This window comes from Bernardetia sp. Wsw4-3y2, from assembly GCF_037126295.1.
In the GTDB taxonomy this organism is placed as follows: domain Bacteria; phylum Bacteroidota; class Bacteroidia; order Cytophagales; family Bernardetiaceae; genus Bernardetia.
This window is the reverse complement of record NZ_CP147017.1, coordinates 4,262,154-4,286,996: the sequence shown is the minus strand read 5'-3', so window position 1 is coordinate 4,286,996 and position 24,843 is coordinate 4,262,154. Positions and strand designations below refer to the sequence as shown.

23 protein-coding genes and 1 other RNA gene are annotated in these 24,843 nt (G+C 32.1%); 7 read left to right on the top strand and 17 right to left on the bottom strand.

The window, feature by feature from the left end:
- Positions 1-8 precede the first annotated feature (8 nt).
- The 4 genes from V9L05_RS17700 to V9L05_RS17685 are packed head-to-tail and all read right to left on the bottom strand — an operon-like array spanning position 9 to position 1,409.
- Entirely contained in the window at positions 9-224 is a 216-nt protein-coding gene (locus V9L05_RS17700; RefSeq protein ID WP_338813172.1) for a hypothetical protein, read from the bottom strand.
- A 3-nt stretch (positions 225-227) separates the two neighbouring features.
- Positions 228-548 (bottom strand): hypothetical protein, encoded by a 321-nt coding sequence (locus V9L05_RS17695; RefSeq protein ID WP_338813171.1) that lies wholly within the window; start codon positions 546-548, stop codon positions 228-230.
- Positions 549-565: 17 nt separating this feature from the next.
- Positions 566-910, bottom strand: a complete 345-nt coding sequence (locus tag V9L05_RS17690; protein ID WP_338813169.1) for a hypothetical protein — start codon at positions 908-910, stop codon at positions 566-568.
- Positions 911-944: 34 nt separating this feature from the next.
- Positions 945-1,409: a hypothetical protein gene (locus V9L05_RS17685; RefSeq protein WP_338813168.1), complete on the bottom strand. Its 465-nt coding sequence runs from the start codon at positions 1,407-1,409 to the stop codon at positions 945-947.
- 56 nt (positions 1,410-1,465) lie between these two features.
- Between V9L05_RS17685 and V9L05_RS17680 the strand changes: the two genes are divergently transcribed.
- A complete protein-coding gene (locus V9L05_RS17680; RefSeq protein WP_338813167.1) occupies positions 1,466-2,857 on the top strand; it encodes a site-specific DNA-methyltransferase in 1,392 nt (463 codons plus the stop codon).
- On the opposite strand, the gene V9L05_RS17675 is transcribed toward V9L05_RS17680, so the two are convergent.
- From V9L05_RS17675 to V9L05_RS17660, 4 genes are all read right to left on the bottom strand, one after another.
- The gene (locus tag V9L05_RS17675) at positions 2,854-3,057 is read right to left on the bottom strand and encodes a hypothetical protein (RefSeq protein WP_338813166.1); all 204 of its coding nucleotides are present in this window, start codon (positions 3,055-3,057) and stop codon (positions 2,854-2,856) included. The genes V9L05_RS17680 and V9L05_RS17675 overlap by 4 nt on opposite strands.
- A 111-nt stretch (positions 3,058-3,168) precedes the next feature.
- Positions 3,169-4,686: a site-specific integrase gene (locus V9L05_RS17670; RefSeq protein WP_338813165.1), complete on the bottom strand. Its 1,518-nt coding sequence runs from the start codon at positions 4,684-4,686 to the stop codon at positions 3,169-3,171.
- Positions 4,687-4,836: 150 nt separating this feature from the next.
- Positions 4,837-5,234, bottom strand: a transfer-messenger RNA (tmRNA) gene (ssrA, locus tag V9L05_RS17665).
- Between the two features lie 166 nt (positions 5,235-5,400).
- Positions 5,401-5,754 carry a hypothetical protein gene (locus V9L05_RS17660; protein ID WP_338791916.1) on the bottom strand — a complete coding sequence of 118 codons (354 nt, stop codon included), beginning with the start codon at positions 5,752-5,754 and terminating at the stop codon, positions 5,401-5,403.
- Between the two features lie 185 nt (positions 5,755-5,939).
- Between V9L05_RS17660 and V9L05_RS17655 the strand changes: the two genes are divergently transcribed.
- Positions 5,940-7,130 carry a HAMP domain-containing sensor histidine kinase gene (locus tag V9L05_RS17655; protein ID WP_338791917.1) on the top strand — a complete coding sequence of 397 codons (1,191 nt, stop codon included), beginning with the start codon at positions 5,940-5,942 and terminating at the stop codon, positions 7,128-7,130.
- A gap of 430 nt (positions 7,131-7,560) precedes the next feature.
- On the opposite strand, the gene hemL is transcribed toward V9L05_RS17655, so the two are convergent.
- Positions 7,561-8,862, bottom strand: a complete 1,302-nt coding sequence (gene hemL / locus V9L05_RS17650; RefSeq protein WP_338815426.1) for a glutamate-1-semialdehyde 2,1-aminomutase — start codon at positions 8,860-8,862, stop codon at positions 7,561-7,563.
- A gap of 333 nt (positions 8,863-9,195) precedes the next feature.
- On the opposite strand from hemL, the gene V9L05_RS17645 reads away from it, so the two are divergent.
- Positions 9,196-9,414 (top strand): PspC domain-containing protein, encoded by a 219-nt coding sequence (locus V9L05_RS17645; RefSeq protein WP_338813164.1) that lies wholly within the window; start codon positions 9,196-9,198, stop codon positions 9,412-9,414.
- A gap of 623 nt (positions 9,415-10,037) precedes the next feature.
- Positions 10,038-11,306, top strand: a complete 1,269-nt coding sequence (locus V9L05_RS17640) for a S8 family serine peptidase (RefSeq protein ID WP_338791919.1) — start codon at positions 10,038-10,040, stop codon at positions 11,304-11,306.
- A gap of 107 nt (positions 11,307-11,413) precedes the next feature.
- Here V9L05_RS17640 and V9L05_RS17635 read toward each other — a convergent pair whose 3' ends face one another.
- The 7 genes from V9L05_RS17635 to V9L05_RS17605 form a co-directional block, all read right to left on the bottom strand.
- Positions 11,414-12,376, bottom strand: a complete 963-nt coding sequence (locus V9L05_RS17635; protein WP_338813163.1) for a hypothetical protein — start codon at positions 12,374-12,376, stop codon at positions 11,414-11,416.
- A gap of 77 nt (positions 12,377-12,453) precedes the next feature.
- A complete protein-coding gene (gene proS / locus V9L05_RS17630; protein ID WP_338813161.1) occupies positions 12,454-13,929 on the bottom strand; it encodes a proline--tRNA ligase in 1,476 nt (491 codons plus the stop codon).
- A gap of 446 nt (positions 13,930-14,375) precedes the next feature.
- Entirely contained in the window at positions 14,376-15,281 is a 906-nt protein-coding gene (locus tag V9L05_RS17625; protein WP_338791922.1) for a hypothetical protein, read from the bottom strand.
- Positions 15,282-15,290: 9 nt separating this feature from the next.
- Entirely contained in the window at positions 15,291-16,187 is an 897-nt protein-coding gene (locus V9L05_RS17620) for a hypothetical protein (protein WP_338813160.1), read from the bottom strand.
- 146 nt (positions 16,188-16,333) lie between these two features.
- Entirely contained in the window at positions 16,334-17,509 is a 1,176-nt protein-coding gene (locus V9L05_RS17615) for an acetyl-CoA C-acyltransferase (RefSeq protein ID WP_338813158.1), read from the bottom strand.
- Between the two features lie 204 nt (positions 17,510-17,713).
- Entirely contained in the window at positions 17,714-20,143 is a 2,430-nt protein-coding gene (locus V9L05_RS17610) for a 3-hydroxyacyl-CoA dehydrogenase/enoyl-CoA hydratase family protein (RefSeq protein WP_338813157.1), read from the bottom strand.
- 571 nt (positions 20,144-20,714) lie between these two features.
- The gene (locus tag V9L05_RS17605) at positions 20,715-21,269 is read right to left on the bottom strand and encodes a hypothetical protein (RefSeq protein WP_338791926.1); all 555 of its coding nucleotides are present in this window, start codon (positions 21,267-21,269) and stop codon (positions 20,715-20,717) included.
- Positions 21,270-21,391: 122 nt separating this feature from the next.
- Here V9L05_RS17605 and V9L05_RS17600 point away from each other — a divergent pair, with 122 nt between their 5' ends.
- Genes V9L05_RS17600 through V9L05_RS17590 form a run of 3 tightly spaced genes read left to right on the top strand, consistent with a single transcriptional unit; the run spans position 21,392 to position 23,815 of the window.
- Positions 21,392-22,492 carry an endonuclease/exonuclease/phosphatase family protein gene (locus V9L05_RS17600; protein ID WP_338813156.1) on the top strand — a complete coding sequence of 367 codons (1,101 nt, stop codon included), beginning with the start codon at positions 21,392-21,394 and terminating at the stop codon, positions 22,490-22,492.
- Positions 22,493-22,535: 43 nt separating this feature from the next.
- A complete protein-coding gene (locus V9L05_RS17595; RefSeq protein WP_338813154.1) occupies positions 22,536-22,919 on the top strand; it encodes a transposase in 384 nt (127 codons plus the stop codon).
- Between the two features lie 50 nt (positions 22,920-22,969).
- Complete coding sequence (locus tag V9L05_RS17590; protein WP_338811879.1) at positions 22,970-23,815, top strand: IS3 family transposase; 846 nt, start codon at positions 22,970-22,972, stop codon at positions 23,813-23,815.
- Between the two features lie 59 nt (positions 23,816-23,874).
- Here the strand turns inward: V9L05_RS17590 and V9L05_RS17585 are convergent, their stop codons facing one another.
- Positions 23,875-24,834, bottom strand: coding sequence for an SUMF1/EgtB/PvdO family nonheme iron enzyme (locus tag V9L05_RS17585; RefSeq protein ID WP_338813153.1), 960 nt, complete (start codon positions 24,832-24,834; stop codon positions 23,875-23,877).
- Positions 24,835-24,843 lie beyond the last annotated feature (9 nt).

Here is a 24,843-nt window from a genome sequence, read left to right as displayed (position 1 = left end):
TATCATTTCTAATCATCCAACAAAATGGTTTCATTACTTATTTCTATAATTTCACTGAGCAGAAGAATTTGACTTTGAATCATATCTCTTTTCCGTACATAATAAATTAGTTCTTCTTCTGGAATGGAAGGACGCATAGGGTATTTAGCCAACTCATTTTCTAAACCTTTCAATTTGGTTTGCATTAAATTCATAATGCGTTTACCTTTCTTTGACTGGCTCATAGTTTAGTTAGTTATTAAATACAAAAACTCAAAACTATCTCTTGGTAAATCCCTTTTTGCTTCTTCTAATTCTTTTTTATTTATAATATTTTCCTTAACTGCATCGTAAGCCGTAATTTTAAAATATTCATACTCAGGATTTTCAATATTTTTATCTTTATTTTCCTTCGTGTAAATTTTAGCTTTTGTAATCAGTTTACCTTGCCAAGACAATTTATCCATAACATTTCCTATGAATTTTGCTTTACAATTTTGATTACTTATAATTTCATTTATTGCTTTTTTAATGCCATCAGCGTAAAATCTACCAAACTCATCAAACACAACTGCTCGTACATCATCTATGTATAAAGCGTTTGGCTCATCAGCTGATTTAAACCAAATATGAGTACCATTCGGTAAGGTAAGTCTAAGTTTGGAAAGAGATTCATTAAAAAAAGTTGAGGATAAGACACTTGCGCTTTCATACGACTGAACGCAATATTAGCTAGTGGAAAATTAGGAGTTACAAACAAAAAATTATCTCCCTTCTTGCCTTTTAATGCTTGCTCAAATAGCCAAATAATATGCGAGGTTGTTTTTCCTACTTTTACACTAGATTCACTTACAGTGCAACATGCTAGAGAATCTACAATTGCTTTTTGGTAATTTGTTATTGGAGGACGTGTATAATTAAAATTATTCATTATCAAATATTTATTTATGTTATTATTTTTAATTTCATCTAATATCTACAATACAACTCTCAGTTACTTTCAATATCCTTTCTAATAGATTGCATTGCGCTTCTAACAATTCTCTTCTGCTCAAGTAATCTTCTTTCTCTTGTGGGCTATACATACTTGGTACTGGCAATGGCAAATTACGCCAAGATGTTTCTACAGTTTCAAATTCTATTTTTAGATAGCCAATAACTTGCTTATGACTTCCTTCTTTCATAGAATGCTTGATGGTCTTCTTTATCCTAGAAAGCAAATCAAACTGAACGAACCAAAACTTTGATTTTCTTATCAACATTTGCCTTTCTTCCTTTTTATAAAGCGTTGGTATTTCAACAGGATAGTTTCTACAGTTGTCCTCAAGTATGTTCAGCTCTATTCCCAAATAAGCCTCTAATCTTCGGTCTTGCTCTGGAATTATTTTCAAATCATTAGACATCTTTATATTATTATGTATAATTTTCAATAAATTAGCGTTTTATTTACAAATTTATTAAAATATAAGCAATTTATTTAAAAATTATGCAAAAAGGATTGAATAAAACGAAAGGGATAACGAATAGAGTTTTGGGATTAGAAAATATTAACTGGCAAGAATTAGAATTTGTACAGCAGGAAGAGTTTAAAGAATTGCCCAAAATAGAAAGGCAAAAACTAAAGGCTAGTTTTGTGGAAAATAATTTTGCAGACCCTTTTAAAGTATGGGAGGACGAAAAGGGCAAACGATTTTGTTTGGATGGAAAACATAGAACATTATTATTGAAAGAATTAATTGAAGAGGGTGTAGATGTTCCTTTGTTACTTCCTGCGATTTTTATGGAGTGTAAGGACAAAAAAGAGGCTGCTCGTTTAGTTCTGGTGTATTCTTCTTCGTATGCGAGTATTACGCAAGAAGGAATGGGTATATTCATCAAAAATTATGACTTACCATTAAATGAAATTAAAGATTATATTAATTTGCCAAAATTTTCTTTTGATAAATTAGAGCAAAAAATTGACTTCCATAATCTGAAAGGCATCAATGATGAAGAAACAGATAAGAAAGATTCAGAATTAGCACAAAAAGTAGAAGCTCTATCAGATTTAGATATTTGGGTGAAGGCTGGCGATATATATCAACTTGGAAAGCATAGAATCTATTGTGGGTCTTTTAAGGATAGAGAACAAGTGGCTATTTTAATGAATGGCAAAAAAGCTAGAACTACCTTTACTGACCCTCCTTATAATCTGCCTTCTAATTTTTTTAGTGGAAAAGGAAAAAGCACGCATGCAAATTTTGCTGAAGGAGCAGGAGAAATGAGTGACGAGCAATTTGCTTTATTTATTCAACAAATTTTTGAAGTTGCCTCTGAAAACTCTGTCGATGGTGCTATCATTTATTTATGTATGGATTTTAGACACGTTTGGCATGTCTGTGAGGGGGCAAAAGCAGTCTTTGGAACAGTTAAGCCAAAGCAAGTCTGTGTTTGGAATAAATCACAAGCTGGAAATGGTAGTTTTTATAGAGCCAAGCATGAATTTATTTTAATCTTCAAAAAAGGAGAAGCAAAACATACCTCTCATTTAGCATTAGCAGATCGTTACCGTTCTAATATTTGGGAATATGCCACAGCAAGTAGTTTTTCTAATCCAGACCGTGATATACTTTCGCATCATCCAACACCAAAACCAGTCGATATGGTAGCCGATGTCTGTCTTGACGTTTCTGACGATCAGGATATTATTATTGATTTATTTATGGGCAGTGGAACGACTATTATGGGAGCTGAAGCAACAGGGCGAATTGCCTACGGAACGGAGATTGAACCCAAATATGTACAACTTATTCTGAATCGTTACCATAAAAAATACCCTGAACAAGAAATTAAATGCTTGAACAGGGCAAATGTAAAAATGGAATGGATGACGCTTTAAGAAGGTTGGTTTTTAATTTGTTCTTTTAGTTGAGCTACTTCTGTTTTTAATTCTTCAATTAATCTAAAGGCTTCAAATAAGCTAAAATGATTTTCTTTATTTTCTTTTTTAGAATAGTTATTTTGAACTTGATGAATATTTCGATTGCCATTTGATTTTGTAATGACATTAGTATTATTGTTATATGTTTTCTTTCCCATTGGGTATTAATAAATAAAGGCTATAAAATTATTTTTTCATTGGCAAAGATAAATAAAAAAAAGGCTTAGAAATTCGTTTCTAAGCCTTTTTTGCAGTTGATTGTGGTGATTTTACCACGATATGATGTGGTATAAATTTTCTAATTTTTGTATTGGAGTAGTATTTTTAATTTTAAAACCCATTTTTTCTAGTTTACCTAACGTAGAAGATTGTAATTCTTCAAAGACGTGTAATTCAGTTTTTTGTACCTCAACAGCACTTTTGATATCAGATTTGAGTCTTTCAAATTGATCATTATTTTGAATCACTGTTTCTTTAGTTTTTTCGATAACAATCTCTTCTTTTTCTTCCTGCTTCTCCTCTGTATTCCAAGCTTTTAGAAGTTGATCATGTTGAAAAGATTCTACTACTTTAGCATATATCATTGTTTCTTCAAGTCTTCTGTGACCTAATATTTTTTGAAGTACAGTTATTGGCATACCTCGTTGTAAACTTAGAGTAGCAAAAGTATGTCTTGCTTTGTGAAAAGTGAGAAGTTCATACTTAGGAACAATGACTTTTGTAGCTTCTCCTTTTTGATATACTAATTTTTCTACTGGAATATCAATTTCTGCTAATCGTCCTAATTCCTTCAAGTATAAGTTAAGTTTTTGATTTGTAATGATAGGTAAAAAATACTTATTACGTTGAGACATTATTACGTTATTCTTATACTTGTTCATAATTTCTACAGCCTTATCTGAAAGAGCTACTGACACCTTTTTATCTGTTTTTTCCTGTATGATTTCTAATATATAATTATCCTCAATTAGGTGTATATGATCTAAAGTAAGTTTTTCTATATCTGAATATCGCAATCCTGTGTAACAGGAAAAAAGAAAGCAATCTTTTGTTTTCTCTAAATAAGAATCTACTTGAGCTTCTTCTATTTTATTAAGCTCTTTTTCAGTAAGAAAAATCATCTCTGTATCTACCTTTCTTATTTTTATGGCTTTATAAAAAGGGTGTACAGTTGCTCCATTTCGCTCACAGAAAGAAAAAAATGCTTTTATAAATCCATTTCTTTTACTGACAGTACTAGGAACATTATCTAATTCATAGATACACCAGTTGGTAAATTTAGCATGGTCAATTTCATCAAATGAATCTAACCTTATTTTTATTTTTTTCTGTTTTTCATACCGACTAAACATGCGTTGCAATGTTCTGTATTTGTACTTTGTAGAACGTGAGCGTCTCTGCGAAATTAAATGTCTTTCAAACAGATCAAAGTAATCAGCCATTGAATGACTGTTTTTTTCTATTTCATCTTTTGCTTTTGGCTTTACTATTTCTCGGAGTTCTTTAGTAGAAGGTAAAACTCCTTTTGCAATACTCTTCTTATAAGCTAACACAACTTCAGTACAAAACCTATCAAGTATCATATTTATCTCTACATGAAAAGGTTGTTTTCTATTCACTCTTTGCCGTGCTTTATCAAAATGCTCTGGTAATACACGTTCTCCTGTATCTAACCTAAGTCGCTTCCCTTTATAAAAGAAAGACATAACAAGTTTACACCTTCCATCTTTCAATGGTTGGCTTTCAAGAATATTGATTTTTGCCTCATTAACATTAATATTTGCCATAGGTGTCGGTGCGCTATAATAAGTGTCGGAATAAGTGTCGAAATCTAAGGTTTTATACCCTTTTTTATACCTTTAGATTATAGACAAATATAACAAAAACCTCATTTAAAGCCAAAAAAAAGGCATATACTGTTGTATATGCCTTTAGTCTTGTGGAGCTGGTGGGAGTCGAACCCACGTCCAGATACGGCGTTCGTCGTGGTTTCTACATGTTTAGTTATCCTATTAATTGTCGGGAAAGAACTAGGCGATAACGTCCAAGGTTTTTCCTTATCAACTAAGTTTTCGTCGCAGATGCCGTTGCACTCATCATTGCTTAACTCTTACGGGGGTTGATGTCTATGTGTTTACGTGGTAAACGGATGTTAGTGTCGGAAGAGTAAAGACACTAAGCAAAGACAATGGTTACTTAACTCCTAGAGTTAGGCAGCCATGGCGTAATTAGATTCGCCGATTGTTGTTTTGAGAAATCGATATAAGGCTAGTTTTCTCATTAGCCTACATGCTTATACACGCAAAGACTCGTCCTGTCGAAACCAGTCAGCCCCATATAGTTTGTTTTAACTAATTCATCGTCACTTTTGAAAATGAATTGGGATGCAAATATACAACTACAACTGAGAAGAACAAAGAAAAGTTCAAAATAAAAAAAGTTTGATGTTGTTGGTGTAGTTATATAAAAACACCAACAACGATTTATAACTTTACAATTATTTAGTCATTCTTATCTATCATGCTTTTATAGAGCTTATCTTCAATATCTTTGAGTTCATTTCTAACTTTTCCAATGACTGTAAGAAGTTGTTTTCTTTCTTTTACTTTTTCATCCCATTCTGGCATATCTAAAAAGTCTTTTAATTTATCTTCATTGAAAAACATGGCACAAAGATGTAAAAATGACATTTTATTCTGAATTTTTGGATGTGAAATGGTTTCGTGAGTAGCATTTCTCATCAAATCATTTACTCGCATTCCCAAAAAATCAAATTCATAATCTAACTTTTTGTCTATTTTTTTAGCCAATTTTTCACGTTTTTTCTCTAGTTTTTTTTGCTTATTTTTTTTCATCGTATTTTTGGGGTAAAAAGTGGATTCAATAATGACAAATTAATTCCAAGCAATTAGGTCTTGCTTAAACTCTATTTTTGCTAAATAAGTTCGTTTTATATGTTATCATAAAATAAATAACCAATCTTTATGGTGTATTTTTTATAAATTTGACTGCAAAATTACTCAAAAATTAGTCATAAACTATGCTTTCTCTCAATCAATCTCCTTCCAAACTCAAATGGATTGTTATTCTTTTTGCCTCTCTTATTGGTTTGGCTTCTCTTTATTATACTAATGAACTTGTAGATAGTTTGGCTCAGCGTGAACAAGAACAGATTGATTTGGTAGCAAAAGCACAGGAGCTAGTAGTGCAAGTGGAAGACAGTCTAATGCTTAACTTTCTAGTAACCAGTATTTTACAAGGCAATCAATCTATTCCTATGATTATTGCAGATGGGGAAGGCAATCCAAGTGAATCAAGAAATATTGATTTTAAGAAAAATGCTACAGAAGAAGAAAAAAATAAAATTTTAAGACTACATTTGACTTCCATGAAAGAATCTCATCCCCCTATCGAAGTAAAAGTTTCGGAAGAGTGGAAATATTATATCTTCTATGAAAATTCAACCCTTCTGACTCAGCTCAAATATTTTCCATACGCTCAACTTTCCCTTATTACAGCTTTTTTGATTTTTGCCTATTTTTTATTTAGCTCTTCTAGACGAGCTGAGCAAAATCGGGTTTGGGTAGGTCTTGCCAAAGAAACTGCACACCAGCTTGGTACTCCACTTTCTGCACTCATGGCGTGGGTAGAATATTTTAGAGCAGACCAAAGTGTAGAAGAAGATATTTTACAGGAAATAGAAAAAGATATTGCAAGACTTACTATGATAACAGGGCGTTTTTCAAGCATTGGTTCTATACCAGATTTAAGCTCTGAAAATGTATTAGAAGTAGTTGAAGGAGTGACTGAATATCTCAAAAAAAGAATATCTAACAAAGTAAAGCTAACAATCAGAGCCAACAAAGATGCAAAACTATACGCTCAAATCAATAAACCTCTTTTTGAATGGGTCATTGAAAATATTTGTAAAAATGCTGTGGATGCTATGACTGAAAAAGGAGGAAAAGGAAGCATCACTTTATTTTTCTCTTCAAACAGAAGCCAAAAGCAACTTATTTTAGATATAACAGATACAGGAAAAGGAATTCCACAAAGCCAAATCAAAACAGTTTTTAGACCTGGATTTACTACCAAAAAAAGAGGTTGGGGCTTAGGACTCACATTAGCACGAAGAATTGTAGAACAATATCATAACGGAAAAATAAGCGTCTTAAAGTCAGAAGTGGGGAAAGGAACAACTTTCAGGATTATTTTAAGAACAAGTGATTAAATATACCTTCAAAAATTTGCAATTTGCTAATAAAATGGTAAATTACAGACGTTTGTCAAAAATAGACAAAAAAAATAAGTCAGCAATAAATTTGCTGACTTATTTCAATCAATCCTATCCTAAAAACTAAGCATCTTTTTAAGAAATTTTGAACTAAAAAACTGATTTCTGAAAAGGTGCTTTTGTGATTTACATCTTAAAAGTCTTTTCTTATCAATTTAGTTTCAATGTCTTTCTTAGAATTTCCTCAAAGTTTTTATAATTAAGTCAAATCTTTCAAATCAAATTTGGTTTCTTTGTCTTAATCGTTACGCTAATATACGGTAAGAATTGATACAAGATTTGTTTCTTCGATATAAACAAATAAGAGGTCGGTTAAAAGCTAAATTTGTTCGGTAAAAAATAAAGTCTGATTTTAAGCTATTTCAATTTAGGCGTGAATCTCTCTCAAAGCATCTTCATTTGCTTCAATAATTCTATTTACATCTTCATCAGAAAGAGCATTTGATAAAAACCAACTCTCAAACTGAGCAGGCGCAATATAAACCCCACGATTGAGCATAGCATGAAAGTATTTTCCAAAAAGAGCTGTGTCACAAGTAAGCGCATCTTCAAAATTTTCTACTTTTTTATCTGTAAAGAAAATATTTGTCATTGAGCCAATTTGATTTACTGTATAATTGAAACCTTGCTCTTTGATAGATTTACGCATTGCCTGAGCTATTTTTGTTGTCTTCTGCTCCAAATTCTGATAAATTTGAGGATTATTGTTTAAGATATTTAGAAGTGCCAAACCTGCTGCCATTGCCACAGGATTTCCAGAAAGCGTTCCTGCTTGATAGACTTTACCAAGAGGTGAAACACAATCCATAATTTCTTTTTTTCCTCCATATGCTCCCACAGGCATTCCACCACCAATAATTTTTCCTAAAGTAGTCATATCAGGTGTAACTCCATATACTTCTTGCGCTCCACCTTTTGCAAGCCTAAAACCTGTCATTACTTCGTCAAAAATGAGTACAATTCCATTTTTATCACAGATTTTTCGTAGCCCTTGCAAGTAACCTTCTTTTGGCAACACACAACCCATATTTCCAGCTACAGGTTCAATAATAATAGCTGCAATTTCATTTGGATTTGCATCTACTAAATATTGAATAGCATCTAAGTCATTGTGAGGAGCTAATAATGTATCTTTTGCAGTTCCCTTTGTTACCCCAGGGCTGTTTGGCGTTCCCATTGTTGCTGCTCCACTTCCTGCTGCAATCAAAAATGAATCGCCATGACCGTGATAACAACCAATTGTTTTTATGAATTTTTCTCTCCCTGTATAACCACGAGCCACACGAACAGCAGACATAGTGGCTTCTGTTCCAGAGTTTACCATTCTTACTTTTTCTATCGATGGAACCATCTGACAAATTAGTTCTGCAATTGTTACTTCTCTACGTGTTGGTGCGCCAAAAGAAGATGAGCCATGAACAGCCTCAATAATTGCTTGTGTAACTTCTTCATGTCCATGTCCTAAAATCATTGGTCCCCAAGAGCCAATTAAATCAATGTATTTATTGCTATCTTCATCAAAAAGATAAGCTCCTTTTGCCGATTTCATAAAAACAGGAGTTCCCCCAACAGCTTGAAAGGCACGAACAGGAGAATTTACACCACCTGGTATATGATGTTGAGCCTCTGAAAAAAGAGATTGACTATTTGTTAGTGTTACTGGATGCATCATTTTTTAGTATTGAATGAATTAAGGTAATTTTTGATAATTACAAAAATAGGAATTTAATTGTTTTCATGTTAATTATGTATCGTTGGTGAGACACTGACAACAGCAAAAAAGAATCTTTTAATACTGAGTTTACAATTAAAATGCTCTCTTTTAATCAAATAGAAGTTGAACCCATTGATAGATTCTTAAACAACTTCATAACAAACTTTAGGTAGTAAGAATAATAAAACAATTTTTGTTAAATTACACTTATGATTTTGATAATCTCTATAAATTGTTCTGAGTCAGAATATAAATCTAGAATAACTTTACTTAAAACTTAATATAATAATGAAAAAAATACTTTATTTCTTTGAAAAAAATGCTTTTGGCGTTTGTGCCAAAATAGGTGAACGTTTAGGAATTTCTTCTGAAAGTATTCGTCTCTCTTTTATATATGTTTCATTTATTACTTTTGGCTCTCCCATTTTTATTTATTTAGTGCTTGCTTTTTGGATGAAAATGAAAGCCCATTTAAGAAGATACAGACAAATTATTAGAGGATTATAAAATATAACAATTATTTTTTTGCCTTTAATTTTAAATCAAAAATGTTGTGAACCCAGTGTTTTTGATGTTAATTATGAAAAGCACAAAAATGCAAGTTGTTTTAACAAGTTGGACAGTATTAACATTTTTTACTGAAAATAGGATTTTTTAAAGGATTAAAAAGAGCGTATTGCAGGAAAAAATATTTTATTTTTTTTGATTAAAAATAAAAAACAGTGTTTAAATCTTTTTTAAGCACTATTTTTTTGATTAAAACCAAAAGTAGTTAACCAAGTTAACAAAAAAAGTGTTTCATTTTTCTAATTTTAAATCTATTATAAAAAAAATTTTATTTTTTTTTAGCATTAATTATCAAATCTTTAAATTCTTATATTCATAATTTTTTTTATTTAAAATTCTGCAATTAAACAATAATTCAGAATAAAAAACTGAAATAAATCAATAATTCAGAATTTTATATTATAAAGACATAACTTCTAATTGTATTTTTTATTGTTAGAATAATGCAATAGTTAGAAAAACATTATGTAATATTTGGAATTGTCCAACAGAATTATCTACTTGCAAATGTTTTAGACGCAAAACATAACACAAGTCTAATCCCCTTTACAACTAATATTATTATGTCAAAATTTAATTTGTCAAGCAAATTTATCCTCGGCTTAGGCCTTGCAGGTTCATTAACGTTTTTTGGATGTGAAACAGCCGAAAAACAAGCGATTGTAGAATTAGAACAAACAACAGATAAAGTAAGCTCAGAAGAGTTTATTAAACATCAGTTTATTGTAGTTCTTAAAGACGGTACTTTCGGACAAAAGTTAGGAAAAGTAGCTGTTGCTCCAGTATCAAGTAGAGAAACAAATCTCAAAAACTTTGAAGCAAAACAAGAAGCTCTTACAGCATCTGTAAACGAAATGGTAGCTCAATTTGGTGTAGAGCCAGAAGCTATTGAGTTTGTGTATGGTGACGCTCTTTTAGGCTTCGCTGGTACATTTACAGATGATCAAATTAAAGCTATTGGAAATGATTCTCGTGTAGAATATGTAGAACAAGATCAAGTAATGCGTATTTCAGACGGATTTGCAGATGATGGCAAAAGTGGAACAAATACAGTTTCAAGAACAGAAGCACAATCTACTCCTTGGGGAATCTCTCGTGTAGGATACGGAAACTATGCAGGTGGTGCTCGTTGGGCGTGGGTTATCGATTCTGGAATTGATGGTTCTCACCCTGATTTGACAGTTGATACACAGTTCAGTCGTTCTTTTGTAAGTGGATACTCTGGTACTCAAGATGGAAATGGACACGGAACACACGTAGGTGGTACAATTGCAGCTAAGAATAATTCTATCGGAGTTGTTGGTGTAGCAGCAGGTGCAACACTTGTTTCTTGTCGTGTATTTGCTGGAAATAGTGGATCTAACTCAGCAGTTATTTCAGCAGTAAATTATGTAAAAGCAAATGCTTATGCTGATGATGTTGCAAATATGAGTCTTGGTGGTGGTCGTTCTACTACATTAGATAACGCTATATCAAGTGCAGCTAATGCAGGTGTTTATTTTGCTTTAGCAGCAGGTAACGAAGCTCAAAATGCTAATAACGTTTCTCCTGCTCGTGTTAATGGTAATCGTATCTTAACTGTTTCTGCAATGGACATTAATAGTCGTTATGCTAGTTTCTCTAACTATGCTAATCCTCCAATTGATGTTTGTGCTCCAGGTGTAAGTATCAACTCTACTTGGACTGGTGGAGGATACCGTTCAATCAGTGGTACTTCAATGGCAACTCCTCACGTAGCTGGTATCTTACTTATCAATGGTGGTACAGTTAATACACAAGGAAATGTTCAGAATGACCCAGACGGAAATGCTGATCCAATTGCTAAAAAGTAATTAAAAAGCAAAAGAAGTCAAGTAAAATATCTTGATTGAATAGATAGAAGATTAAAAAACCTATTTCTTAATTGAAATAGGTTTTTTTTGTACTACTATTTTTTTTTCTATAAAAATAAAAAACCTCTTCCACGAATACCAACTAGCCAAACTGATGAGGAAATAGGTCTTGGACTAGATAAGTCATCAAAGAAATATTCTCTTGCTACAAAAAACTCAGCCTTTCCTTTAAGTCCTCTAAAATCAAATCCTGATTCTATTCTATAATTAAATTTGAAGTTTTCTCCTCCTTTTTCTTTTACTTTGTTAGAGAAAATGGCTGTATTGACCCAAGAACGATTATAAAAACCCCAAGCATTTTTTTGTTTTTTACTGAGCTTAATATCAATTCTGCCACCCAATAGAACCATTCCACTCATATAATCCCAACTTTGTTGTTCTGTAAAACGAGGAAACCGAGAATCTTCTGAAACAGTGTAATATTCTGCTCGTCCCCAAATATTTGTTGTGATTTTAGGAGAAAGGTTTATTTTATCGCTTGTAGCTTCTACGTGTAAGCCATTCAAAATAGCTACCCTTGAGGTAGGTTGATAACCAATTCTTGAAGTAGTATCATTGGGAGGCGAGTCACTATCTATTTCGTGTCTTGATTTGTGAGTAAAGCCAATATTCCAAGTAAAATTTTTCTTTTTATTGAAATAAGCAAAACTTTCTTGTAAAATAATTCCACGAGGGTTAAAAGCAATATTATTGTAAATATTTGCATTTACTTCAATGGAGGATAAAAAAACAATTGAATGCAAACCAACATCATTCTTTTTAGATTTCCAACGCACAATATCCAACAGTCCACAAACCTGAGCATTCCAACCTTGAGAGTTTTCAGTAGAACTAAAACCCCGAGAATTATGTCCTGCAAAATTAGTAACTGCAAAATATGTTTTTTCAGTAGAATGAGTTGCTGTTGTATCTAGAAAGGGTAAAGCCTGAAAGTTTCGCATTACATGGGCTTGTGAAAATGCGAAAAATGGCAACAGAATAAAATAGAAAAGGAAAAGATATTTTTTCATAGTTGTTGAAATAGAAAACCCTAAGAATCTTAAAGACTCTTAGGATTTAGACTAAAGTTTGAATAAAAATCAAATTATTAATAAGCTCTAGCAAACAAAACACGTTCTTTTGAAGGTTTTCCAGTCAAAATACATGTTCCATCTTCTTGTGGATTGTTTAAAGGAATGCAACGAATGGTTGCCTTTGTTTTGTCTTTAATTTGTTCTTCTGTTTCAGCAGTTCCGTCCCAGTGTGCAGAAACAAAACCACCAGCATCAAGAGCTTTTTCAAATTCTTCCCAAGTATTTACATAGGTTGTATTTGAAGTTCTGAACATTAAAGCTTTGTCATGAATATTTTGCTGAATATCTTTCAAAAGTTGCTCTATTTTTTCGCCTACATTTTCTAGCTCCCAAGACATTTTTTCTTTTGTATCTCTACGAGCAACTTCTATTGTACCATTTTCTACATCACGCATTCCAATCGCCAAACGAACAGGCACACCTTTCAATTCCCATTCTGCAAACTTAAATCCTGGACGGAAAGAATCTCTATCATCCAACTTTAAAGAAATATTTGCAGCTTTTAGGTCGTGCATAAGAGGAATTAAAGATCTTTTTATTTCCTTTAAATCATCTTCATTTTTATAAATAGGAACAATAACAACCTGAATAGGAGCTAATTTTGGAGGTAGAACCAAACCTTCATCATCGGAGTGAGCCATAATAAGCGCACCCATAAGACGAGTAGAAACTCCCCAAGAAGTTCCCCAAACATAATCTAATTTATTGTCTTTTGCAGCAAATTTCACATCAAATGCTTTTGCAAAATTTTGTCCCAAAAAGTGAGACGTTCCTGCTTGAAGTGCCTTTCCATCTTGCATCAAGGCTTCAATACAATAAGTTTCTTCTGCACCTGCAAAACGTTCTGATTCTGTTTTTAAACCTTTAACAACAGGCATTGCCATATAATTCTCTGCAAAGTCAGCATATACATTTACCATTTGCTCTGTTTCTTCGATAGCTTCTTGACGGGTAGCATGTGCCGTGTGTCCTTCTTGCCACAAAAATTCGGCAGTACGCAAAAACAAGCGAGTACGCATTTCCCAACGTACAACATTTGCCCATTGATTAATCAAAAGAGGTAAATCTCTATAAGACTGAATCCATCCTTTATAAGTATTCCAAATAACAGCTTCACTTGTCGGACGAACGATGAGTTCTTCTTCTAACTTTGCATCTGGGTCTACCATTAATTTTCCTGCTTTGTCAGGGTCATTTTTTAGACGATAATGCGTAACGATAGCACATTCTTTGGCAAAACCTTCAGCATTTTTTTCTTCGGCTTCAAACAAACTTTTGGGAACAAAAAGAGGAAAGTATGCATTGCTATGTCCTGTTTCTTTAAATTTATCATCTAAAATACGTTGCATTTTTTCCCAAATAGCAAAACCATAGGGTTTGATAACCATACAACCACGAACGGCTGAATGTTCTGCTAAATCTGCTTGTTTTACGAGTTCGTTGTACCACGCTGAATAATCTTCTTTACGTGTAGGAAGTCCTTTTGCCATAAGAAAAAGTAATAAATAGTTATCTTAATTTGTTTAATTTCTGTTTAATTCACAAAGGTAAAATTTTTGAGCATAAAATAATACTTGAATAGCTATTCATAAGAATATAAATCCTTTTTTTAATAAAAAATATAAATCTTATTATTTTTTTTGAGACAAAATTGACACTCTATTAATGTGATTCTAGAAAATTAAAATTATTAATATAATAAACCTTATCACAATTTGTATTAAAGTAGTTTATACTTCTAGTTTGAACATCAAAAACAGTATTTTATTAAATTCAACAGTCTGGAAGACTGTTATACAAAAATAAACGTGATAATCTTTAATATATACTCAGATATATCTTCAGTAAAATATCGACAACGATAAAAACGATAAAAGAAATAGAGAATAATAGTAAAAATAGGGTCAGATAAAAACAACTTCATTTTTGATAAAAATTATACCCTTTCAATTTCCAATTTTTCAAGATGAAAATTCCTGTTTCCTTCAACGATAAGTCTTTGAATATGTGATGTCATACTTCTAGATTTACTTTTGACATGGATAGGAAGCTGAGTCGAACCAGTTGCTAATTTTAATGAATCAACAAGTGAAGTCAGATTTTGAAAAATTTCTTGTGGAAAACTAAAGTGTAGTTTTCTTTCTTTTTCTTCTACTTTATAATAAATTGAGCAGGATATAAATTCCATATTCCCCCATTCATTTAAGTCAATTCTATTTATATTTTCTAGTGGTAATGTATAATAATTTGTTCCATAGCTTTCCGAAAAGCCAACTGACTTATTAGTAATATAAAATGTATTACTTTTAAAATATTTATAAACAGATTTTGAACGTTTTCCAAAATACCAATTATGCAGCATTTCAAAAATTTGTAAAACGAAAGTAAATAAAAACGCAAAAATTACTAGAGGAGATTGATACATAAAAAAGAAAATTATTCCGATTGTCCAAGCCATTACTTTAAGAGAAGTAACCAAAGGATGATGAAAGAAATTTTGAATCTTTGATATTTCATTTTGCTTATGAACCCAAGGCTTTTCCTTTACATATTTAGGAATTCTGGACTGACTTTCAGGAGAATGTGGAAGAGCCTGATAAAACAAAATATGCTCTTCTGCTTTCAAATTCATAACAGATGAAGAAGGAAATTTTTCTAACGTTTCAGACTGTTCACAATGTTTACCCTCTAAATAAAGCCATGTATCAACTAAGAAAACAGATTTACAACTTACACAAAAAACAACCTCATCATTTTCTCTAATCAAATCTCCTGTAATTGGGTCTTTTCTATTTTGAGATAAAAACTCTTTGTGTTTATCTTCTATTTTATGAATGTGCATACCGTGCTTTTAGGATATAAGTATAAAATTTGCTTTTCGTTTCTCTATCATTTCTTTTGCTTGATTTATATGTTTTTGTTTGTATAATTTTAATTCTATTGGTTTGGAAAGATGAAAAGCTAAATATTGAAAAGCATTAAGAAAATTTAATCTATTATCAAAAACAGATGATAGAGCTACAGATATTACTTGTTTTTGATTTTCTTTTGAATAAAAAATAGAGATAGAATCTTTTGCTAAGAAGTGAGGAGCTTCTCTAAAAATAATTTTATCTATATTTTTGTAAGGAAAAGTATATTCTACTGTACCATATTTTTCACTAAAACCGATTGTTTGATGAGTAATAAAAAAAGTTTCTCTTTTGAAAAATTTATGAGCTGTTTTTAATCTTTTTCCATAATAATTGTCACGTAAATAAGGCATCGAAACACTCAAAAAAACACTCAAAAGACTTATAAGTGCAATAATGATATAACCATTAAAAGCAGAAGCTACCATCAAACCGAAAAAAAACAGTTGTAAAATTAATATGACTAAACTAAACTTTTCTGAATGAAAAGAAGATAATTTTCTTGATTTATACTTCCATTGTAAAGTTACTTGTAGAGGGATTTTTGGAGTAGGATTTGATTTTATTAATGAATCAGAATTTTCTAAGAAATTATAAAACAAAATCTCATCTCTTAAAATTAGAGTAGATGAAGAAGGAAATTTTTCTAATGTTTCAAACTGCTCACAATGTTTACCCTCTAAATAAAGCCATGTATCAACTAAGAAAACAGATTTACAACTTACACAAAAAACAACCTCATCGTTTTCTCTAATCAAATCTCCTGTAATTGGGTCTTTTCTTTCTTCTGATAAAAACTCTTTGTGTTTATTGCTTTCTATTTTATGAATGTGCATAGGATATTTTTATTGATTTTTCATAATTAGAACGAAAAATAGTAACAAAGAGTTAAAAAAAATTCCCTATCCAAAATTAATTGAATAGGGAACTTTTGAAATACTATATTTTACAAATACAACGAAGGCTAAAGCCTGCACTACATTTAGTTTACACGCTCAAAAATACCTGCAATACCTTGACCACCACCAATACAAGCAGTAACCATTCCGTATTTTTTGTCTTGTGCTTCCATCTCGTTCATAAGTTGGATAGTAAGTTTTGCGCCAGTACAACCGAGTGGGTGTCCTAATGCAATTGCTCCACCATTTGGATTTACTTTAGACTCATCTAGCTTCAAATCACGAATTACAGCTAAAGATTGTGCTGCAAATGCTTCATTAAGTTCGATTACATCAATATCTTCCAATTTCAAACCTGCTTGTTTTAATGCTTTTGGCACAGCAGCTACAGGACCAATTCCCATAATACGTGGATCGACACCAGCAGAAGTATAAGCCAACATTTTCAAACGAGGTTTCAAGCCTAATTCTTCAACCATTTTCTCAGACATAACGATTACAAAAGCTGCACCGTCTGAAGTTTGAGAAGAATTACCAGCCGTAACCGTTCCATCGCTTGCAAAAGCAGGACGAAGACCACCCAAACCTTCCATAGAAGTGTCTGCACGAGGTCCTTCATCTGTATCAACTGTATATTTACGAGTTTTTTTCTGTCCGTCTTCGTAATAATTTTCTTCTACTTCAACAGGAACAATTTGACTTTTGAATTTTCCTTCTGCAATTGCTTTCAATGCTTTTTTGTGAGAATTTACAGAAAAAGCATCTTGGTCTTCACGAGTAATTTTGTAATCACGAACAATTTCCTCTGCTGTAAGTCCCATAGAAAGCATGTATTCTGGGTGTTCGCTTACGATATTCCAGTTTAGAGCTGGTTTGTAACCCATCATTGGAAGAGCAGACATAGATTCTGTTCCACCTGCAATGATACAATCTGCTGTTCCTGCCTGAATACGTGCAGAAGCGAGTCCAATTGCTTCCAAACCTGAACCACAATAACGGTTCAGTACCATTCCTGGCACATTAATCGGTAAAGAAAGAAGAGAAATAAGTCTTCCCATTTGCATTCCTTGCTCTCCCTCTGGGATTGCATTACCAACAATAACATCATCGATGCGTGTTGGGTCAAGATTAGGAATAGATTTTACAAGATGTTTAATTACATCAGCTGCCAAATCATCTGAACGATAGTTTTTAAAACCACCTTTTTTAGCTTTGCCTACTGCGCTGCGAAAGCCTGTTACTATATATGCTGTATTCATGTCAGTTATCAGTAAATAGTTACCAGTAATCAGTTAAAACCAAATAGCTAACAGTTTTCAACTGTTAAAATAAATTACTGGTAACTTATGTTATTTTATATTTTATTAAAAAAAATGTCAATGATTGAAATATAAAATTAGAGTTATAAAAAAAATAGTATTTCATAATTCGTAATTTTTAATTCGTAATTCGTAATTGAATTATTAGTTTCTAAGTGGTTTACCTTTGAATAAAATGCTATTGATTCTATCCAATGTTTTTTGCTCACCACAAAGAGATAAAAATGCTTCTCTTTCTAAGTCTAAAAGATACTGTTCAGAAACTTGTGCTGCACCTGAAAGATCACCACCAGCAATCACATACGCTAATTTTTTAGCAATTTTGATGTCGTGAGGAGTTGCATAATGTCCGTAAAGCATACCAACTGCACCAGCTGTAAAGGTTGCTAAAGCAGTTTTTCCTTCTACATCAATATTTTGTTGTTGAACAGGTTGAGTATATCCAGAAGCTACCATTTCCATTGCTTTGCGTTTTGCATCAGCTAATAAACGAGAACGATTTAATGTATAATCATCATGTCCACGTAAGAATCCCATTTCTAATGCTTCTTGTGCTGAAGTAGCCACTTTTGCAGTCGCAATATTTAAGAATACATCTTGTAAACGGTTTACTCTAGGGTCGCCAGTTGTGAATGTATTTGCAGTACGACGAATCATTTCTTTCGTTCCTCCCCCAGCAGGGATAAGACCAACACCTACTTCTACAAGTCCCATATAGGTTTCTGTATGTGCCTGAACGTGGTCAGCGTGTAAACAAAGTTCGCAACCACCACCTAAAGCTAATCCAGAAGTTGCAGCAACAACAGGAATAGCCGAATATTTAACACGCATCATTGTGTTTTGGAACTGACGAATCATCATTTCTACTTCGTCAAATTCTTGCTCTAATGAATACATATAAAGCATTGCTAAGTTTGCACCTGCAGAGAAGTTTGGCGCATCATTACCAATTACTAAACTTGTATATTCTTTTTCTGCCAAAGAAATAGCTGTATTGATTCCTTCAATGATTTCGCTACCAATAGCATTCATTTTAGTATGGAATTCTAAACCTAAAACGCCATTTCCTAAATCAAAAATTGTTGTTCCATCATTACCCCAAACTTTGTTTGTTCCACGAATAGCATCTAAAACAATAAATTCTTCCGTTCCTGGAATTACTTTATATGATTTTGATTCGATATCAAAATACATTTTTTTACCGTTTTCAGTTTTGAAGAATGAATCTACATTTTTAACCCAGTCAGCTACTTTGTAGCCAGCTTCTTCCATTTTAGCAATAGTTTCTTTTACACCAAGGGCATCCCAAGTAGCAAAAGGACCCATTTCCCAACCAAAACCAGCAGAAACAGCATTATCGATTTGGTAAGTATGGTCTGCAATTTCAGGAATACGGTTAGAAACATAAGCGAATACATCATAGAATGTAGTACGGAAAAATTCGCCATATTTAGAATCATCATTTAAGAAGATAGCAAAACGTTTGCTCAAATCATCTTCGTCTTTTGCTTTTCCATAGACTTTGATGTTTGGTTTTTCAGTTTCTTTATATTCGTAATCATTTAAGTCTAATTCAAGAATCACAGTTTTTCCTTTTTCGTCTTTAGTTTTCTTGAAATATCCTTGTTTGGTTTTGTCTCCGTACCATTTGCGTTTATCCAATTCTTTTACAATGTTTGGCAATTCAAACATTTCTTTACGCTCATCATTTGGTACGTTTTGAGCTACACCATTTGCTACTTTGATAGTTGTATCTAATCCAACTACATCAAGAGTACGGAAAGTTGCTGATTTTGCACGTCCGATGATTGGACCTGTAAGTCTATCTACTTCACCAACAGTAAGACCATATTTTTCTACTGCGTGAAGTCCTGACATAATTGCAAAAACACCCACACGGTTAGCAATAAATGCAGGAGTATCTTTACAAAGAACTGTTTCTTTACCTAAATAAAGGTCGCCATATTGTAAAAGAAAATCTACAATTTCTTGTTTTGTGTCTTTACAAGGAATGATTTCCAAAAGACGCATATAACGTGGAGGATTGAAAAAGTGCATTCCACAGAAATTTTCTTTAAAACCTTGGCTTCTTCCTTCAATAAGCATGTGCATTGGAATACCTGATGTATTTGATGCAATAATTGCATCTTCTCTACGGTATTTTTCTACTCTTTCAAAAAGTTGTTGCTTAATATCAAGTCTTTCAATAACAGCTTCTAAAATCAAGTCACAATCAGCAATCCAATCAAGGTTATCAGTAAGGTTTCCTGTTTTGATACGGCTTGCAAAACTATTGCTATAAAAAGGAGCTGGTTTTGATTTAGTAGCTTCTACTAAAAATTTATTTACCAAACTATTTCTCCAAAGAAGACTCTTTTCTTGTTTTTCGTCTTTTGGAGCTTCTAAAGGAACGATGTCTAATAAGACAACTTCACAACCGATATTAGCAAAATGGGCAGCAATACGAGAACCCATTACACCAGAACCTAAAATTGCCACTTTGCGAATGTGGCGTTCTGCTGTTTTTTTTGCGCTTTTGCTTTGTTGAGCAGGAGCTTGAGCAACTTGAGTCATAAAATATATAGTTTTGGAGTTAATATAAAATCAATTTCTCTGTTTAAGCAAGTTATACAATTATTTATTGACTAAAAATTTATTATCAAAAAAATAATCTTTTGCATAGCTTACCAAAAACCAAAGATAATAAAAAAAGGTATGCGTGCATAATTTTTTTAAAAAAATTAACTAGCTATTTTATTCTTGTCCTGTCCTCTTTAAACTCTCTATAACTTTGAGAAACAAAACTCTAAAGAGTATTTTTATTTTCTAAGGAATGATAATAAAAGAAAACTGTTAAAAGTAGGCTAAAAGACAATTGAAAAAGGGATTCGTAAATTGAAAGACCTTGAGTTTTATGCTCAAATCCCTATTTTCTGATTATAAACTTGTAAAAGAACTTATAAAAAAAACATCTACCGATTCTGGACTAGAAGTAATGGTCAGATTAAATCTATAAAGAATATCAAACAGGAATTTGTAGTGATAAAAACAAATTGACCAAAAAGGTATTCTAAAACCTCGTAGCATTCCTGAATTATCTTATAGAATGAGAGCAGAAAAAATAGTAGCTTATTTTAAAAATTTATCATTCAAAAGGAATCAAATCTACTTCGATGTTGACACCCTTAAATTTTTTTTGACCAAGTAAATTATACGAATACTCTGGAACAGCTTTATAAATAATTTCACTTTTGGCTACTACAGTAAGAAAATGGTCGTAGGCTTGAATGTCAAAAGAATCTCCTAAAATATTATTAAAAACATTCGAACTGCTCAAAACACCAGCTTCAATATGATTTTCTTGTGAATAATCATACAAATCCATTGAAGTAAGAATAGATTCTTTTTCATTGGCGTAATATTTTGCGTGTAATTTGGATTCAATCCGAAGTTCAATGTTAGTAAACTGCTTAAAAAACTCTACATCTTTTACAGCAATATTTTTTATAGGATTTGCTCCACTTTTGGCAAAAAGAACAATTATTTCAAGATTTGGATTGATTAGTTTTACTTGCAAAAGTTTTTTGTAATAAGAATGCAAACGAATATAAGGCGAAATTAGAATTAATCTCTTTTCAGCTTTTTCGATAATTTCTCCTACCTTATGATTGAGGGCATTCCCTGTTAAGAATTTTGGCATACTTCAAAAGTACAAATTTTTATAAACTATGAACCGTTTTTTTAGTTGAATAAGTATAGAAATTTTGCCTAAACATAAACTTTAAATTTCTTTATTTTTTAACCTTCTTTTTTCTTCATTATATGACTGATTTCTTACTCTCATTATTAAAATGGTTTCTGATTACTCCTGCACTTTTCTGTATAGTTGGAACGGTTTGTAGTTTTATTAAATATGAGGCTTGGTGGGTACGTGGTTTTGACTTTCCTCGTATTCAAATGCTTGTTCTCATCCTCTTTTCAGCTTGCTTAGTATATTTTTTTAATGAATATCCAATTGTTCGTTACGTTTTGTGGGCAAGTCTTTTTATTGCTCTTTGTTTTCATTGCTGGGTAATATTTCCTTATTCTCCAATAGCTTCAAAAAACGTAAAAAATGCAGAAAATGTAACAGAAAAAACACTCAAAGTAAGTATTTTGGTTTCCAATGTATTGATGTATAATAGAGAAACAAACAAACTAAAAGTTCTTATAGAAAGAGAAAATCCAGATATTGTTTTTATGGTAGAAACTGACCATTGGTGGGCAGACCAAATGGAATATTTGAAAAAAGAATATCCTTATCATCTCTTAAAACCTATTGATAATACCTATGGACTTTTATTTTATTCTAAAAAAGAACCTACCAAATTAAATTTTAATTATTATGTTCAAGATGATGTCCCTTCTATTGTGGCGACTTTTAAATTAGATAAGAACAGCGAAGAAACTTTTGATTTTTATGGAATTCATCCACGTCCTCCAGCACCAAAAGAAGCAAAGACATCTATTCCTCGTGATGCAGAACTAGTTATGGTAGGAAAAGAAATTGAGAAAAAAGACAACCCTACCATTGTAGCAGGAGATTTTAATGATGTAGCTTGGTCGCATACCTCACGTCTTTTTAGAAGATTAGGAAATTTACTTGACCCACGAATTGGAAGAGGAATGTATAGCACTTTTCATGCTGATTACGCTATCTTGCGTTGGCCTCTTGACCATGTTTTTCATTCTGATGAGTTTCAAATTATTGAAATAAAAAAACTAGAACATGTTGGTTCTGATCATTTTCCTATTTTTATAAATCTAGCCTACATTCCACAAGAAAAACATACCCAAGAAGAACCAGAAGTAGAAAAAGACGATGAAGAAGAAGCAAAAAAAAAGCTCGAAAAGGCGCATTTAGATGATACAAGTTCTTTATAAACTTTGTCTCGTCCTAACATAGTGTTACACAACCAATTTTATTATGGAACGTACCTATGTAAAACGTACACAGAAAGACTATACCATGCAGTTCAAACTTCAAGTAGTTAAGGAAATAGAACAAGGTCTTTTTACAATAACTCAAGCACAACGGAATTATGGTATTCAATGTCGTCATACTGTTGTGAACTGGTTAAAAAAATACGGTAATTTTGATCATTCTTATAAAGTAATTCGTCCTATGAAAACAGCAGAACAACGTTTAATGGAACAAGAGCAGGAAATTCGTCTTCTTAAAAAACAAAATGCCACTCTACAAGAAGAATTATCTATCTTAGATAAGAAAGCCATTTTGTTTGACATGATGATTGACTTAGCCGAAAAAGAATATAAAATTTCTATACGAAAAAACTCCAACCCCAAGTAGTTAGTTCATTTAGTGAACAGCATGCAACCAGTATTGAAAAGACCTGTAAATTGCTTGGGATATCTAGACGGGTATATTATTATTCTTTATTTCGGACAGATAAATACAAAGAATTAGCTCAAAAAGTAGTTGATTTAGTCAAAGAAGTTAGACATCGAATGCCACGAGTGGGTACTCGTAAACTTTACCACATTTTAAAAATTCCTTTAAAGGCTTTAAAAGTGGGACGAGATAAACTATTTCGTATTTTGGAAGCTAATCATCTTCTTATTTTACCTAAACGGAGGTATCATGTTACTACAGACTCCTTTCATCGTTTCAAAAAGCATAAAAATTTAATTGCAAACTTGAAGGTAGATGGAGCAGAACAAGTTTGGGTAAGTGATATTACCTATATTGGAACACGAGAAAATCCGATGTATTTGGCATTGGTTACTGATGCGTATTCAAAGAAAATAGTTGGTTTTGATGTTTCTAATAGCTTAGAGACTGTTGGTTGTTCAAATGCTTTAAAAATGGCATTGAAAAACAGAAATTATCCGTTACGAGAATTGATTCATCATTCAGATAGAGGTGTCCAATATTGTAGTGATGAATATCAGACGATTTTAACTAAAAATCGTATTCGTTGTAGTATGACAGAATGTTATGACCCTTACGAAAATGCAGTAGCAGAACGTGTCAATGGTATTCTCAAACAAGAGTTTTTACTAGAAACTCAACAATCGTATTTGACTTGGATGAAACAATTAGTACAACAAAGTGTACAAATATATAATCAAGAAAGACCTCATTTTTCTTTATATATGCAAACACCAGAGCAAACACATCAAAAGGAAAATATTGAAATAAGAACCTATAAAAAAGAAAAATCAGACAATCTTAAGACTGCCTGATATATATTTAATCTATCTAAAAAACTGTAACACTATTTCAGGACTAGACACTTAATTATTTAATTCTCAATTTCTTTTACTTCACAAATACATCTAAAACCTAACCAAGAAGTAGGATAACGATAACGAATGCGCTCATTAATTGTACTTTGAAGAGGCACATGAATCCAAGAACCACCTTTTGCAATACCTTCTTCTTCTATCATTTCAGCTACATTTCCAATCGTGTGATGAAGCCCTAGAAGTGTCGTAGGTTCTGCATAAGCATAAGCAGTTGGAGGAATTTGAGTAGAATCTCCTCTTTTTTTATTGAGAACTTGACTCAAATTGAAGATAGAAGGAGAAATAATGGAAGTATCAAATCCATATTTCAAATTTTCTTGATTCAATGTATCAATAAAAGATAAAGCAGATTTTTCCCATTCTTTTTCAGTAGGCAAACGGTATTCAAAACGATATTTTTTTTCTCTTGTACTCACAAAATTCTGTGTTGCTATTTCACTTCTCCACTTACAATAATTTTTAGCTTGCTGATGCGAAACTCCCACAACAGGCAAAAAACGATACCCTTCATATTCAAGATAACCCAGTGAAAGCGAAAGTTTGACAGAGTCTAAAAAAGGAACTTCTTTATCCATCCAAACGCCATTAGTAGGAATCTGGTTTTGATAATATTGATAGGAAGAATCCTCTCCCATATAATGCAAGTATTCCAAATAAGACAGATTTACAACTTCCGTTTTGTCCATAAACAAATTATCAATTATCCAAACTGTGTTGGGAGGAGTGGGAAGACTTGGCTTTTCAGCAAGATGACTTTTGACTTTTTGATTCACTTGCTTTTGCCAAGCTCTATAAGGAGAAGAACAAGCAAAAACAGAAAACAGAAAAATGAATAAAGCTAGTTTTTTGATAGACATGAATCGTTTTTTATAATTTTTATAAGCTAATAAGAAATAAGAACGAAATAAAGCGTTTATAATTATCTTATTCTTGCTGTAACCAATTAAATTTTTCATCTTTCCAAA

Coding starts and splice junctions, on each gene's coding strand:
- V9L05_RS17700 (WP_338813172.1), bottom strand. CDS start 224: ATGAGCCAGTCAAAGAAAGGTAAACGCATTATGAATTTAATGCAAACC.
- V9L05_RS17690 (WP_338813169.1), bottom strand. CDS start 910: ATGAATAATTTTAATTATACACGTCCTCCAATAACAAATTACCAAAAA.
- V9L05_RS17680 (WP_338813167.1), top strand. CDS start 1,466: ATGCAAAAAGGATTGAATAAAACGAAAGGGATAACGAATAGAGTTTTG.
- V9L05_RS17675 (WP_338813166.1), bottom strand. CDS start 3,057: ATGGGAAAGAAAACATATAACAATAATACTAATGTCATTACAAAATCA.
- V9L05_RS17670 (WP_338813165.1), bottom strand. CDS start 4,686: ATGGCAAATATTAATGTTAATGAGGCAAAAATCAATATTCTTGAAAGC.
- V9L05_RS17660 (WP_338791916.1), bottom strand. CDS start 5,754: ATGAAAAAAAATAAGCAAAAAAAACTAGAGAAAAAACGTGAAAAATTG.
- V9L05_RS17655 (WP_338791917.1), top strand. CDS start 5,940: ATGCTTTCTCTCAATCAATCTCCTTCCAAACTCAAATGGATTGTTATT.
- hemL (WP_338815426.1), bottom strand. CDS start 8,862: ATGCATCCAGTAACACTAACAAATAGTCAATCTCTTTTTTCAGAGGCT.
- V9L05_RS17645 (WP_338813164.1), top strand. CDS start 9,196: ATGAAAAAAATACTTTATTTCTTTGAAAAAAATGCTTTTGGCGTTTGT.
- V9L05_RS17640 (WP_338791919.1), top strand. CDS start 10,038: ATGTCAAAATTTAATTTGTCAAGCAAATTTATCCTCGGCTTAGGCCTT.
- V9L05_RS17635 (WP_338813163.1), bottom strand. CDS start 12,376: ATGAAAAAATATCTTTTCCTTTTCTATTTTATTCTGTTGCCATTTTTC.
- proS (WP_338813161.1), bottom strand. CDS start 13,929: ATGGCAAAAGGACTTCCTACACGTAAAGAAGATTATTCAGCGTGGTAC.
- V9L05_RS17625 (WP_338791922.1), bottom strand. CDS start 15,281: ATGCACATTCATAAAATAGAAGATAAACACAAAGAGTTTTTATCTCAA.
- V9L05_RS17620 (WP_338813160.1), bottom strand. CDS start 16,187: ATGCACATTCATAAAATAGAAAGCAATAAACACAAAGAGTTTTTATCA.
- V9L05_RS17615 (WP_338813158.1), bottom strand. CDS start 17,509: ATGAATACAGCATATATAGTAACAGGCTTTCGCAGCGCAGTAGGCAAA.
- V9L05_RS17610 (WP_338813157.1), bottom strand. CDS start 20,143: ATGACTCAAGTTGCTCAAGCTCCTGCTCAACAAAGCAAAAGCGCAAAA.
- V9L05_RS17605 (WP_338791926.1), bottom strand. CDS start 21,269: ATGCCAAAATTCTTAACAGGGAATGCCCTCAATCATAAGGTAGGAGAA.
- V9L05_RS17600 (WP_338813156.1), top strand. CDS start 21,392: ATGACTGATTTCTTACTCTCATTATTAAAATGGTTTCTGATTACTCCT.
- V9L05_RS17595 (WP_338813154.1), top strand. CDS start 22,536: ATGGAACGTACCTATGTAAAACGTACACAGAAAGACTATACCATGCAG.
- V9L05_RS17585 (WP_338813153.1), bottom strand. CDS start 24,834: ATGAAAAATTTAATTGGTTACAGCAAGAATAAGATAATTATAAACGCT.